This window comes from Maribacter sp., from assembly GCF_039974175.1.
GTDB lineage: Bacteria > Bacteroidota > Bacteroidia > Flavobacteriales > Flavobacteriaceae > Maribacter_C.
Genome location: NZ_JBDWJN010000003.1, coordinates 223,222 through 238,292 on the forward strand (window position 1 = coordinate 223,222; position 15,071 = coordinate 238,292).

At 39.6% G+C, this 15,071-nt stretch carries 10 protein-coding genes; 4 read left to right on the forward strand and 6 right to left on the reverse strand.

All coding sequences use genetic code 11. The annotated features are described in order from the left end of the window. The first annotated feature begins 54 nt into the window (after positions 1-54). Complete coding sequence (locus ABJN95_RS02060) at positions 55-1,233, forward strand: acyl-CoA dehydrogenase family protein (RefSeq protein ID WP_348368326.1); 1,179 nt, start codon at positions 55-57, stop codon at positions 1,231-1,233. Between the two features lies 1 nt (position 1,234). Here ABJN95_RS02060 and ABJN95_RS02065 read toward each other — a convergent pair whose 3' ends face one another. The 5 genes from ABJN95_RS02065 to ABJN95_RS02085 form a co-directional block, all read right to left on the reverse strand. Continuing rightward, positions 1,235-3,532: an FdhF/YdeP family oxidoreductase gene (locus tag ABJN95_RS02065; RefSeq protein ID WP_348368327.1), complete on the reverse strand. Its 2,298-nt coding sequence runs from the start codon at positions 3,530-3,532 to the stop codon at positions 1,235-1,237. Between the two features lie 297 nt (positions 3,533-3,829). Beyond that, a complete protein-coding gene (gene dnaE / locus ABJN95_RS02070) occupies positions 3,830-6,910 on the reverse strand; it encodes a DNA polymerase III subunit alpha (protein ID WP_348368886.1) in 3,081 nt (1,026 codons plus the stop codon). A gap of 236 nt (positions 6,911-7,146) precedes the next feature. Then, entirely contained in the window at positions 7,147-8,361 is a 1,215-nt protein-coding gene (dinB, locus tag ABJN95_RS02075) for a DNA polymerase IV (RefSeq protein WP_348368328.1), read from the reverse strand. Between the two features lie 149 nt (positions 8,362-8,510). Next, positions 8,511-8,684 carry a DUF6747 family protein gene (locus ABJN95_RS02080; protein ID WP_348368329.1) on the reverse strand — a complete coding sequence of 58 codons (174 nt, stop codon included), beginning with the start codon at positions 8,682-8,684 and terminating at the stop codon, positions 8,511-8,513. A gap of 220 nt (positions 8,685-8,904) precedes the next feature. Then, a complete protein-coding gene (locus ABJN95_RS02085; RefSeq protein WP_348368330.1) occupies positions 8,905-9,501 on the reverse strand; it encodes a porin family protein in 597 nt (198 codons plus the stop codon). Between the two features lie 591 nt (positions 9,502-10,092). Between ABJN95_RS02085 and ABJN95_RS02090 the strand changes: the two genes are divergently transcribed. After that, the gene (locus tag ABJN95_RS02090; RefSeq protein ID WP_348368331.1) at positions 10,093-12,099 is read left to right on the forward strand and encodes a sensor histidine kinase; all 2,007 of its coding nucleotides are present in this window, start codon (positions 10,093-10,095) and stop codon (positions 12,097-12,099) included. Further along, positions 12,089-12,724, forward strand: a complete 636-nt coding sequence (locus ABJN95_RS02095) for a response regulator transcription factor (RefSeq protein WP_348368332.1) — start codon at positions 12,089-12,091, stop codon at positions 12,722-12,724. Before ABJN95_RS02090 ends, ABJN95_RS02095 begins: the two co-directional genes overlap by 11 nt. On the opposite strand, the gene ABJN95_RS02100 is transcribed toward ABJN95_RS02095, so the two are convergent. After that, positions 12,725-14,131, reverse strand: a complete 1,407-nt coding sequence (locus ABJN95_RS02100; protein WP_348368333.1) for an ADP-ribosylglycohydrolase family protein — start codon at positions 14,129-14,131, stop codon at positions 12,725-12,727. It lies immediately after the preceding gene. A 103-nt stretch (positions 14,132-14,234) separates the two neighbouring features. Between ABJN95_RS02100 and ABJN95_RS02105 the strand changes: the two genes are divergently transcribed. Beyond that, entirely contained in the window at positions 14,235-14,861 is a 627-nt protein-coding gene (locus tag ABJN95_RS02105) for a hypothetical protein (protein WP_348368334.1), read from the forward strand. Positions 14,862-15,071 lie beyond the last annotated feature (210 nt).

Here is a 15,071-nt window from a genome sequence, read left to right on the forward strand (position 1 = left end):
TAATGAATGTATTGTTATATTTTTATTATTTACCTTTGATGAAAATTGCGATCTATGCGACCCGACTTATTTGAAGCCCCAGATTACTATCATATTGACGATTTATTGTCTGAAGAACATCTATTGGTACGTGATGCTGCCCGTCAATGGGTGAAACGTGACGTCTCTCCTATCATTGAAGAGTATGCTCAAAAAGCTGAATTCCCCAAGCAAATTATTGGTGGATTGGCAGAAATCGGTGCCTTCGGACCTTATATTCCTGAAGAATACGGTGGAGCTGGATTAGATCAAATCAGTTACGGGCTCATTATGCAAGAGATCGAACGCGGAGATAGTGGTGTTCGATCTACTGCATCTGTTCAATCTTCATTAGTCATGTATCCGATTTATACCTATGGAAATGAAGCACAACGCAAAAAATACCTTCCTAAATTAGCTTCTGGAGAGTGGATGGGTTCTTTCGGTTTAACAGAACCAAACCATGGTTCTAATCCGGGTGGGATGGAAACCAAATTCAAAGATATGGGCGACCATTATCTTTTGAATGGAGCAAAGCTCTGGATATCAAATTCTCCGTTCTGCGATGTCGCCGTTGTTTGGGCAAAAAACGAAGAAGGTCGTATTCACGGACTCATCGTTGAACGTGGCATGGAAGGATTTTCGACTCCTGAAACCCACAACAAATGGTCTTTACGTGCCTCAGCAACAGGCGAATTAATCTTCGATGACGTAGCAGTGCCAAAGGAAAATCTTTTGGAAGGCAAGTCTGGATTAGGTGCTCCATTAGGATGCTTGGATTCTGCCAGATACGGAATCTCTTGGGGCGCCATTGGAGCCGCCATGGATTGTTATGATACCGCTTTACGCTATGCCAAAGAACGCATTCAATTTGGAAAACCAATAGCAGCTTTCCAACTCCAGCAAAAGAAACTAGCTGAAATGATTACAGAGATTACAAAGGCACAATTGTTGGCTTTCCGACTAGGGCAATTAAAAAATGAAGGCAAAGCGAGCACTGCCCAAATATCAATGGCGAAACGCAACAACGTAGAAATGGCTATCAAAATCGCAAGGGAAGCTAGACAAATTCTAGGCGGTATGGGTATTACTGGTGAATATAGCATCATGCGCCATATGATGAATTTGGAAAGCGTAATTACCTATGAAGGTACACATGACATTCATTTATTGATTACCGGAATGGATATTACTGGCCATGCGGCTTTTAAGTAGGCTAGACTTTTTTCAACCTAACTTTGATTGATTTACTGATGGGCGTTTTGCTTCTGTCGGCAAAATGATTATGGGGTACTAGCACGTTGGTTTCTGGAAAATAAGCAGCCAAATCTCCTTTAGGTATGGCATACGGAATCACCCTAAATTTATGCGCCTTCCGTTCAATGCCATCATAGGTACTGATAATATCAACAACAGCTAGTTTTTCTAGAAGTGCCGCTTCCATATCTTCAGGATTCATAAAGAGCACTCGGCGTTCATTGTATACGCCGCGATACCGGTCATCCATTCCGTAAATTGTTGTATTGAATTGATCGTGCGAACGAATAGTCATTAGCATATATTCGTTTGAATTCAAGTTATGTTTCGGTATCTTATTGATGGTCAACTGGGCTTTACCATTGGGCAGTTTACTAAAATCTAGATCCCTCACATTGTTGGGCAAATAGTATCCCGCACCTTTCGAACGTTTTTCGGTATCTTGAAACCCCTTAACGACTTGGTCTATTTTTTCACGGATGAGTTCGTAGTTCTCTCCCATAGATTTCCAATCCATAGGGTGTTTTCCATTGAAAAACGTATGCGCCAGTTCTGCAATTAGTTCGGGCTCGCTTTTGATCGTATTGGAAGCCGGTTTTAGCAGTCCGCGCGATTGCCGTACTTGCCCCATGCTGTTCTCAATAGTGATATGTCGTATTTTACCAGCCTTCATATCTTTTTCTGAGCGCCCATAGGTGGGTAGTATTAATGCGGTTTTTCCGGTTACCAAATGCGTACGATTTAGTTTGGTGCTTATTTGAACGCTAAGGTCGCAATGCTGTATTCCTTTTGCAGTGTATTCGGTATCGGACGCTGCCATTAAAAAATTGCCTCCCAAACATATGAACACTTTTGCTTTGCCGTCGTGCATCGCTTTCATAGCGCCAACGGTATCATAGCCCTCTTTGAACGGAGGAACGAATCCCAAATGCTTTTCTATTCGTTCATTCAGTTCTTTGTTTACAAAATGCATAATCCCCACGCTTCGATCGCCTTGTACGTTGCTATGCCCACGTACCGGACAAGTGCCGGAATTGGGTTTGCCGATGGCGCCTTTCAACAACAAGAGATTCACGTATTCACGAATATTTTCCACACCATTTTTATGCTGTGTAAGCCCCATGGCCCAACAAACTACTATTTTCGATTTGGTCGCTAGAAGATTGACTGCTTCATTGATTTTTTCAAGTGCAACACCTGACTGCGCTAAAAGAACCTTTTCGTCGTATGTTTTTAAATCATTGATCAATTCTTGGTAGCCATGAACATAGCTCCTCAAAAAATTGTGGTCAAAGATCTCATTTGTAATGGCGTCTAAAGCCGCAAGTTTTATCAGCATCAATTTGATCAGTGGAATATCTTGATTGATTTTCACAGGAAGATGCAAATCGGCAATATCTTCTCCAGGCCCTATCCATCCTTTTAAATGTTGCGGATTCTTAAAATTTACGAGTCCGGATTCTTTCAGGGGGTTGATACTGATTACTTTCCCGCCGTTTTGCTTGCATTTCTCTAAAGCAGATAGCATTCGCGGATGGTTGGTACCCGGGTTTTGACCCGCAACTATGACCACTTCGGCCTCATACAAGTCTTCTAATTTGACTGAGCCCTTTCCGATTCCTAATGTCTCGCTAAGCGCAACACCGCTTGATTCATGACACATGTTAGAACAATCGGGCATATTATTTGTTCCGAAAGCACGGGCAAACATTCCATATAAAAAGGCTGCTTCGTTGCTTGAACGCCCCGAAGTGTAAAAGATGGCCTCATCAGGAGAATCGAGTTTTTTAAGTTCTTCAGAAATCAAAACATAAGCCTCCTGCCATGAAATGGGTTCGTAATGTATGCTACCCGGTTTGAGTACCAAGGGTTCGATGATGCGACCAAACTTGTTCAGTTCATAATCTGTCAATTGTGAAAGTTCCTCTACGGAATGTGTGCCGAAAAAATCCGCTCCGATATGTGCCGTTGTAGCCTCATCGGCCAAGGCCTTTGCTCCATTTTCGCAATACTCGGCAAGCTTAGAGGGTTTCTCTGGGTCGGGCCAGGCACAACTAGGGCAGCTGAAACCATTTTGCTGATTCATATCTAACAAAGCCGTCATTGAACGAACTACGCCCATTTCCTTAAAACTATGACGAAGTGCTTCCTTGACACCTAACGTCCCTGCGGCAACACGAACCGGGTCTTTCAGTTTAATTTCTGAAAAATCATCATTACCCCTTATTGAAACATTTCTACGAAAATCAGACGTCATAGTAAATTATATTGTCTTTAAAATTAGGTTTTATTTCAAGAATAGAGCAACGCTATTGAGCGAAATACTATACGAAATGATTTCGTTCAAAACAAAATTGTAGGCACTCACCACAACTTTGCCTTGCTACACATCATTTCTTTTCCTAAACCGCGGTATCGCTATATCTTTGGAGTGTAATTAAGAAGTAAATTTTTTCATTTTCATATAGTGTTCTCGTAAAAGAGCTCCGATCGAAAGACGGAGCTCTTTTTAGTTTATAAAAACCCGCTTTTGAAATGCGAATCATTTTTAAGTTTATTCTTGTAAGTCTCGATGTTGAGAATCTTCCACTTCATTTTTCCTTGGAATAGATTTTTCTTCAGATGACGAACTATTCTTTCGTATAAAACCCAATTCTCTAGTTGTAGTTTTCATATCAGCATACCTTGGATCTGGCACATAATCTTCCTTCTGCATTTTGATTACCTCAATACTCAAAAATCCAAATTCGCTGACCACCTTGCCATAAAAACGATACACTCCCCTACCACGAAATCGATATTTTGCTGCTACAGGCGGAAAAAGTACTGTGTCGAAAACTTCGCCCTGCTGATCGACCAGCGTGGCAAAATGCATTTGTTTGCCGTTATGAGTACTGGTATTTTTTACGGTAACTATATACCCATAGATATCAATACGTTTATTCAGATAACGCTCTAGATCTTTGCTTCCGTTTGTATTTTTTGGCCGTTTGGCCAACAACTCAAACGGACTACATAAACAAAAGCCTAGCAGTTCCAACTGCGTAAAGGCCATCTCTAAATCGGTGGTATAAAGCTTAGGAATTTCAAAATTTTGCTGTTTGGGCTTGAACAATTTCGGATGGTCAATTTTAATATTCTTATTTAAGAATAGGTGCGCTTTCCATAAGAGTTCGTGTTTGTTCGTTCCTGTAAACCGAAACGCATCGATGCGAATGAGAATACTGGTTTGTTCTACAGATATCAAAACCCGATCTAGAAAATCTTCCAAAGAAATAAATGTTCCGTTTTGAATGCGCTCTTTCAAAATACGTTCAATGACACGGGCTTCCAATTCCTTCAAATACATAAAACCCAAATACAGTTGCTTGCCATAAATATGATTACCAGCAAAACTCTTGTTAAGGCAGGGGGCGTGTATTTTGGCACCTAGCATTCGAGCTTCGTGAATGTAAAACTCAGAGCGGTAAAAGCCGCCGCCGTTATTGAGTACGGCCACCATATATTCCAATGGAAAATAGGCCCTTAAAAACAAAGTTTGGTAGCTTTCCACAGCATAGGATGCAGAATGCCCTTTAGCAAAAGCATAGCCTGCAAAACTGGCTACTTGATTCCATATTTCAAAGATGAGTTTATCTTCATACCCTTTTTGACGGCAGTTGTCAATGAACTTTTGTTCTACCCTTTGAAATTCTTCCCGAGAACGGAATTTGCCACTCATACCTCGGCGCAGCACATCAGCTTCGCCAAGATCAAGCCCTGCAAAATGGTGCGCTACCTTAATAACATCTTCTTGATACACCATGACTCCATAAGTATCAGGCATGATATCTAGCATGACCGGGTGGGCTTTTTCTTCAGTCCTACCAGGATTGCGATGTCGTAGAATATATTCCCTCATCATTCCGCTTTTTGCTACTCCCGGTCGAATAATAGAGCTTGCTGCGACCAACCCCAAATACGTATCGACTTCCAACTTTTTGAGCAACATACGCATAGCAGGTGATTCGACATAAAAACAGCCCATACATTGCGCTGTTTTTATGAGGTCGTTTATCTTGGGGTCTGCTTTGAATCTTTTAATATCGTGAATATCCCATTTGGCAAATTCGTCGGGGCGAGTCTGTTCTAAAATGGCTATAGATTCTTTGATTTTTGCAAGGCCACGTTGTCCTAAAATATCAAATTTGTATAGGCCAACATCTTCGGCAATAACCATATCGTATTGTGTAGTTGGATATCCTTTGGGAGGTAAATGTGTAGCCGAAAACCAATGTAATGGTTTTTCGCTGATGAGAATTCCACCTGCATGAATGCTCAAATAATTCGGCATGCCCTCAAGAAGTTGGGTATACTTTACCACTAGGGAAGAAACTCCATCTAATCGGGAAGCCTGAAAATTACCGTCACACAAATTGTCGATCTCGTCTTTTGGGAGTCCGAATACCTTTCCCAATTCACGCACCATGCCCCGCCATTTAAAGGTGACATAAGTACCTAACAAAGCGACATTTTTAAAACGTTCAAAAATATATTTGGTCATTACAGGTCGATCGCGATGCGAAAAATCAATGTCAAAATCTGGAGGATTGGCGCGGTATAAGTTGATGAATCGTTCGAAATACAGATCGAGCTCCATTGGGTCAACATCGGTGATACGCAAGAGGTATGCGACAACACTATTAGCACCGCTACCTCGACCTACATAGAAAAACTTCCTTCTTCTGGCCTCAGAAACAATATCCCAATTGATTAAAAAGTAGGATACAAAACCCATTTTTTTGATAAGATCCAGCTCCTTTTTCAAACGCTTTATAACAGCTTCGCCTACTTTTGGATACCGATATGGCAAGCCTTCTTGGCATAATTTCTCAATGAGTTTTTCATCTTGTTCACGACTGCCCAAATAATTTTCTAAGTTCTGTGGTTTTCTTCCTTTGGAAAAGTCAAAATAAATAGCACATGCATTCATCAAATGCGCTGTGTTTTCCAAAATAAAACGGTATTCTCCAAAAGCATTCACCAAGTTTTCAATAGGAAATAGCTTTTCCGATTCACTGGCCTGTTCGGTTGGCGAAAGTTTGCTCAGCAGTGTATTGTTATCGATAGCCCTTAATAATCGATGTGCATTGAAATCGCGTTTGTTACGAAAAGTCACCGGCTGTTGTACGACCAATTTATCTTTGAGTTTCAACAATCTTGAAAAAGGCAAACGCCGCAAGTCGGCAATGGAAACCCCAATGAATTCATACTCGGCAAACACATACTGATCGTTCTGCACTACCTTTTCAAAGGGGTACACTATAAAAGCATGTTCAAATTTCGGAGCAATGGGTGGTAGTTCTTTTTCCTCGTGCAGGTACTTTGAAAGGAAATCGTTCAGTTCTAAATAGCCTTCATTGTTTTTGGCAATACCCACAAAACATTGATCAACACCATTTCTAAAATCAATACCAAGAATAGGTTTCACCCCATATTCATGAGCCTTGCGAACAAAATTGAGCCCGGCCGAGGTGTTGTTGATATCAGTAAGTGCTAATTGGCCTATATGATTTTGTTGCGCCAATTTCAGGAGTTCTAGTTCTGAAAAAGTGCCGTAGCGAAGGCTGTAATATGTATGGCAATTCAAATACAAGTTCAAGTATCAAGTTCAAACACAAAGTGCTTAACGTATTTAATGTTGATTCAAAACATCTTTGCAAGGCTCTTTATGGCCGAACCAATCTGTTGTTTAGGCTGACGCACTGATGCTTAGAAATTTCTACCATAATTAGAGAGGTCGCTTCGTCGTGCCTCCTGCTAAGACGAAAGGATCGATCAGAAATTCCTCTTCTGTCTAGGTTATTACAGCGCAGCAATCTTACATCTTCTTCATTGTTTTCGATGCGCCAGCACAACAGGTGGTTGCCCATTGAATGGATTGTGCATTCGCCCAATGGTTCTGGAACCCATGGCTGAAGCACGAATCACGCTTTTATCTCCATAGCGATTTCGAATGGTATCCATCGCATTGTATAGATTTAAAGTTTCCTCGGTATCTTCAAAAAGATTGATTTGGTAATTACCCGATACCAGGTGACTGAACCGAATACCTACTAAGCGCACCAATAATCTTCGATTATAAAGCGTCTTGAATAGTTCCAAGATTTTAGGAATTAGAATATGGTCGGCACTCGTATACGGAATGCGCAATTGTTTCGAATAGGTATTGAAATCAGAATAACGAATCTTTACTGCAATACAGGCCGTTAATTTTTCACCTCTGCGCAATTGATACGCTAAATTTTCGGTCATAGCTATGAGTATACCCTTCAATTTTACAACGTCTATGGTATCTCTATCAAAAGTGCGCTCCACAGAAATGGACTTTCGATCGCAAAAGGGAATTACGGGCGTATTATCCATTCCGTTGGCACGCTTCCAAATTACCCCTCCGTTTTTACCCAGCACACGCTGCATTACATCCATGGGCATTTCCTGTACGGTGCGCACTTGTCGCAAACCCAGATTGCGTAATGTTTGATAGGTTTTATCACCCACCATGGGAATCTTTTTAATTGAAAGTGGGGCTAAGAAAATTTTCTCGAGGCCTTGATCGACTTTCAATTGATTATTGGGTTTAGCTTCATTCGTGGCTACTTTAGATACCACCTTATTGACCGACAATCCAAAGGAAATAGGCAGCCCTGTCTCTTCAATAATTTTATGCCGTAACTCAGTAGCATATTTATAAGAACCAAAAAAGCGATCCATTCCTGTAAGGTCTGCATAAAACTCATCGATACTCGATTTCTCAAAGAGCGGCACATGTTCTTTGATGATTTCGGTGACCATATCGGAATGTTTGCTATACGTGCCGGCATTACCACGAATTACAATAGCCTCGGGGCAGAGTTCTTTCGCCATTCGCATAGGCATTCCTGAATGGACTCCAAAACCACGGGTCTCATAACTACAGGCGGCCACTACACCACGATCTCCCGTACCTCCCACTAGCAAAGGCTTATTCTGGAGCTCTCTATCTAGAAGCCGCTCTACAGATACGTAAAAGGTATCAAGATCGATATGGAGTATGGTTTTGGTCATTGCTATCCTAAAAAGGGACAGCTAATATATGGAATATATCCTATTTTATGGAAATATTCCAATATAATCATCAAAAAAAAGCCCATACCTTGTTTGTATGGGCTTTCTAGTGGTTTGATTCTGAATTCATCACATCAAATTTTGGGTTATTAATCAAAGGCAAAGCCAGTAAACATTCTAAATACCAATGCATATAACCCTATAAAAATCAGTGCAAAACAGAACCATGAAAAGATTTTTAAATAATTCTTTAGGATATAACTTCCTAAGTTTTTAAAACCTTCTAAATAAATCTCCTTAATAAGCAGTGTTGTTGTTTTCATAATCTTTTTTTTAATCGTTGAATTATGAATATGGCAAATGCCATGCTAAAAAGGGAATCGGAGCTAAATTTTGGTCAAACTTGATAAAAAATGGGTTGAAATGATGATTTTTTGACCAAAATCGAAAAACCCCATACCAAATAATTCGATACAGGGTTCTTCAACTAAACTAGCTCAAATAGAAATAAATACCTATAAATTTCAGAGCAAAAAAAGGCAGCTATATTCCAAAGCGAAAATTAGCTCCTAGCATAAACGCAGCATTCTTAAAACTAAATACCGATTGTTCAGGATCAATATTCAAAAGACCAAATTCGGTCGCAAAACCCACATCTATGGCATCATTTATGGCAAAACCAACCCCCGTATATAACCCCAAATCCAGTGGTTTCCAATCATCCAAGGTCGTATTGCCAACATCTTGCTTAAAACCGTTAAATTTTGCAGACAACAATACCCCTGTATAAAGACCTGCTTCCGCATAAAGGCTACTTTCAGCTCCTATTTCAACAAAGCTAAATCTTGCACCTATCGGCACTTGAATATAAAAGAAATTAAGGTTTCCGTCGTCAAGGGTCGCAGCACCCTTTTTTGAAAAACCAAGTCCTGTATGCAGGTAAAAATTATCAGCAATGTCAAAATCTACCGTGCCACCAATTTTGGCACTTAAAAGTGGGTTAAAACCAACAGCCCTAGGGTTTGATATAAAGACATTACTAATACCAAAATCAGCTTCTACTCCAAAGTACTGCGCTGAAGTGGAGACGTTTGACAAACCGAATACTATTACTGCTACTACCGTTACTAAACTTTTCATAATCTTAATTTTTAGTTGAATATTATGGCCCCAAAGTAGCGCATACAATCATTGAAGTAAATCGCGTGAAATCTGTATTTTTTGCTACAGGATTTCTGTAACATTCTCTACCGGATTTCCAGTAGTACTCTAATTATACTGCACAAAAAAGCCCTATCTCTTGAAGAGATTGGGCTCTTTCTACAAACCAAACTCAAACCTACTTTTATTTAAATTTTACACTACAATCTTAAGATGGTAACTAAATACTTCCCATACAGAAAACACCAACGTGCTCCGGAGGTAGAATCCAAAGAATTTATTTCCATAGATATTCCTCCAGAACAAAACGTAAGCGTGCCTATAGTTAATGCAATTGTAATTTTCTTTTATATAAATTGTACGTTACAGACTCCTAGTAGCAGTTGTTCGCTATAAATAAAAAACAGCTCTATTTTGTAATGTGACCAAAGTAGCCAAAATGTATCTCGAAGGGAATACCCAGTTGATTGTATTTTTTTCTACTGGTTTTCCAGTATATTAATTGTATGGTATTTATAGTACCATGTACTTGTAGTATATTGGCTTGAACAAAATCAAGACGCCACAACCATGAGATCGGTATTCTTCATCTGCCTTTTACTGTTTACTGGTTGTGTCAATGCGCAAACCGGACGTGAAGGTCGTATTGATAGCTTAGAAAACCTGCTTACCCTAAAAATACATGACACGACCCGTGTGCATGTATTGTCAGAACTTGCCAGAACTTATGGAGGCGTAGATTCGGTAAAGTGTTTTCAAAACGGTTTTGCAGCTATAAAACTCAGTAAGGAAATAGGATATCTTAAAGGAATGGCGAAGGCTCACATCGATGTAGCTGGTGGTTATCTAGATTATGTAGATCCGGAAAATGCGAAAAAATATTTCTACAAAGGCAATGCGTTTGCAAACAAGCTTATCAAAAAAGACTCCACCAAAGAAAATATGAAAATATGGCTTCGAGGACAATACAATCTTGGGGTTGCCTATGGTTATGAAGGAAATGTGGAAAAAGAAATCGAGCTCGCAACAAAGACCATACCCATAGCAGAAATGATGGGTGATAAAATGTTTGTAGCCAATGGAAATACCAACCTTGCCATCAAATACAATAACCTATCGATTTTTGATAAGGCTTACGAATTGTTCATGATTGGCCAAAAGCAGTTTGAGGAAATAGGTGGGCCGGAAGACATCGTGTACCACAGCCTCGCATTTTCACCAGCGCTATTTAGCATGGATTCATTGTCTAGAATGAAAGAAGTTTTGGAACTGGCCAAGAAAAATCTTGACCAAATTCCCAACTCGTTTTACCAACCAAGCTACTACGGAGAATTGGGTCTTTATTACGGGGGTGTAAAAGAATATGAAAAAGGTATAGCAGCGCTCAACAAATCACATGATTACTTTGATAATAACTCTACCAGTTACTACCTAAGGCTTTTGTATCAAAGATATGCTGACATCTATGATAAGATGGGAAACCATAGCAAAGCCCGAGAATACACTTTGAAATATCTAAATTTTTGGGAAAATAAACACTCTAAGGAAGATATTGTAGGTTCCTATTTTAGATTGGCAAAACACGAAGCCAACTTGAAGGATTTTGAAAGAGCTTATTTCTATTTGAAGGATTACATTGTCGCGATCGATAGTATGAGAATCGAAAACTTAGGCTCCGATATGCAAAACCTAGAAGCACAATATCAAATAGCCACTAAAGAAAAAGAAATATTAGCGCTAAGAAATGAAAAAAATGAAGCCGCCCTGTCTCTAGAGAAGAAAAAATCACAGGCCTATTTACTCGGGGTAATCATCAGTATTTTGGCATTACTGCTGTTCAGTGGCTATTATTTCTATAATAGAAAGCTCTCAAAAGCCCGAAAAAAGGAACTGATAAAAGAGGCTGAAATGAACCTCTTAAAACAAGAACAGCAGAATAAAATATTTTCCGCGATGATAGAAGGCCAAGAAAAAGAACGAAAGCGACTCGCTATTGATCTGCATGACGGTCTAGGAGGAAGACTTTCAGGAATTAGTATGAATCTATCCAAACTAGACAAAGACGAACCCAAGCAATATCCAAAAAAGCAATTGCAAAAGGTTATGAAAGATCTTAATGATTCCTTGACCGAACTGCGCAGTATTGCCCGTAATATGATGCCTGAGACCCTGGTTAAGTTTGGGCTTCAAGCAGCTCTGAAAGATTATTGTAGTAGTATGACTGGTAGTAACACCAAAGTAACCTTACAGTTCTATGGTACTGATAAAGGTATCAATATCAACCAACAAGTAACCATGTATCGTGTGATACAGGAACTTATTAATAACGCCATAAAGCATGCCAAGGCAACAGAGGTTTTGGTGCAGTTTATGAGAGAAGGTAATCAGGTAGACATAACTGTAGAAGATAATGGTGTCGGTTTTAATCAAAATGAAAGTCTACAGAAAAAGGGTTCTGGTATGGGCTTGTCGAACTTGCAGACTAGAGTAGCTTATCTCAAAGGGAATATTGACTTTGAAAGTGAAAAAAATGAAGGCACAACCGTCAACGTACATATTAATATCGATGCAGCATAAACCCATAAGTGTACTGATTGTAGATGACCACCCTATGGTAATAGAGGGGCTAAAAACGCTCTTAAGCGACAATGAAGCTGTACAAGTCGCAACCCATTTTACAAATGGAAAAGACACACTTGAATTTCTTGAGAAGGAAATAGTAGATGTTATTCTGTTAGACGTAAATCTACCGGACATCAACGGTGTTGAAATGGTCAAATTTATTCTTGAGAAGCGAGCTACTATAAAGATTTTGGGGCTAAGCACCTATAGTGAACCTAGTATTATCAACCAGATGATCAAAAACGGAGTTAAAGGATATCTACTGAAGAATGCCACCTCCGATGAGTTGGTGACGGCTATTAGTCAAGTGCATGAAGGTAATTTTTATTTTGGCAGTGAGGTACAGAAAATATTAGCCGATTCGGTTTCTCAAGAAGGCAAGGATATTCCCAAACTGACACGTAGAGAAACCCATATTCTTCGTTTAATTGCTGAAGGAAAAACCACCAATACTATTGCTGATGAACTTTTCATAAGTCCGTTGACTGTAGAAACGCACCGTCGCAACCTCATGCAAAAGATGGAGGTATCGAATGCGGCTTCTTTAATAAAGATCGCTATCGAACAGAAGTTGATTTAACTATTGGCCAGCTTCGATTTTCAATACTGGCTGCGGAATATACCAAACATCTTCCTCAAGATCGACGCCGCCCCCCATTTCCTCTTGCACCGCTCTGTCGATTACATAAATGCCTTTTTTTGCCATTTCTTGAAAGGTGTCTATTCCATTGTTCGGAAAGCCTATACGCGTTCTATGGATATTGAATTTATCGGCAAACTTTCTATCAAAAGCCTTTTCAACCCCATCCTTACCCAACATAAAACCGAGTAGTCCGCCCCAGGTGGCTGTGGGGTTGTCTGAGTCCCATCCGCAGAGTGCTCCTATTTTTATCGTTTCTTTGAGATCACCTTCGCCATAGAGTAAACTGACAATACTTGCGCCAAAATTGATTCCAGCAGCAAAACAACCGTTACAACTTTTGTCTTTTGTGGCCCAAGGGTATCCGTCTTCTTGTCGTATCTGATACTTCTGGTGTAAGGCATCTCGTGCAGCTTCCCAAGTCGCTCCAGCCTCATATTCTTCTTTTACAAAATCAAACATTTTGGCGGCATAGGAATCGTTGGGCAAACGTTTTCGCGCTTCCGAAGCCATCCAATGTAAATTCTCTTTGTTAGATTTATTATGGTCTGCCAAAGGTGCTAAGGCATACATGATTACATTGAACTCCGATATCCATTCCGCATTTTCACGTGCAACAGTTTGTATGGGCAAGTGACTCATTTTTAAGGCAACATCAGGCCGAGAAGGTGCAAAAAAACCAAATATCTCGGTGGTCAATTGTGCATCGATCATTTCGTAATCAGCATTATTCTCTGGGGCGCTGGTAGCAGGGGGAACCATTCCCTCTTGCATCAAATCTAGTGCTCTTTGATTAGAAACCCACAGAAAGTTCTCTTCCGTTAACTTGATATGCTTAAGCCAGCCATCACGAATTTGTTCTCCTGATAATAGACTTGTCTTATTGTTGTACAGTAGGTTTTGATAGATATACTCAATATCGGTATCATCATCGGCTCCCCAAATGCTATCTGGGGCCGCAAATAAAAAATCTATGGTTTTCGAATAGTTATTAGAACCCCATAGATTGGGCTGATCAGGCTTCCCCCAATCGTCTCTAGTATAGAAGCCTCCCCCTTTTCCTTCTTTATTGGGTATACCGATTTTATCCATTTCGGTTACCAAACCCGTCCAATTGGCAATGCATTGGGCCAGCCAAAAACCCTGTAATCTATGAGCATAATCAGATCTAGATATTTTCAAATCGGAGGGGTTCGCCGTATAAGGGCTATACACCAAAAGTGAATCTACCATAGTACTTTCTGTAGTTGCCTTTTTCTCAGGAGAAGCATTTTTACAGGATATTAAAGCTAAAGACAGAAAAAAATGGGTCGCTAGAAGTAACCCGAAGAGATTGTGATTTTTCATTTGAAGTTTGGTTATAAAGGAACACCTAAAATCTGATTTTTGATGTTAACCTTGTTGTTGGCCTTTACATAAAGAAATAGATGAATCTTAAAAATATGAATTTATGAAAACAAAATTGAAACTTTTCGGAACAGGATTGGCAGCTATCCTACTTTTTCTCACTTCTTGTTCAAAGAAAAATTATGAAGTTCCTTATGAAGAACCTGCCACAGAACAGCAACTGCAGTCTGTATCATCAAAAAGTAGCCTCAAGATGGAGTCTATGAAGGCGACAAGTGAAGATAAAGAATTGAAAAATATATTCTCCAGCATTGAAATGCTTACAAAAATAAAGTATCCCATAAAAAGTGAAAAGCAATTGTACTACGCCCTAAGTGAATTTGACAATCTCGAACTTTCCAAAGCTATTCTTAATGATTTTAGCAAAGGTGATTTTCCAATATGGAAATCTGAACAGGCACTAGGTATACACTATGATCAAAATGCTTTATATGACTGGGTGCGGCCTATTTTTCCAAAACTTCCAGAATTAAGTCCAGAACTTCCTGATCTTCCTCGCAATGAACCGGGCGCATGCGATATTTATCATCGCGACTTTCCTACGGAAGCGGCAAACTGTGCTTGCGAAGTATATATAAACAGTATACGTGGAGGGCACAATAGATTTCAGGCAATTATAGCAGGTATCTTTGCCGCTAGGCGCTTTATGCGTACAGGAGAGTGCTGGTAGCTTTCAGTTTACTTCTTCTAAATTATAGTTGAAAAACCTCGTCATTATCATGGTGAGGTTTTCCATTTAAAGCGCTTTCACTTGGCATTAAAAACAATTCTTGAGGTAAATATTTTCTGGCAAAACCTTATTTTTTTAACATAAAAATTGATAAATCTATTTTTTATAATCAAATGTATTCTTATATTCGTTAACGTTCACGTAAAAATA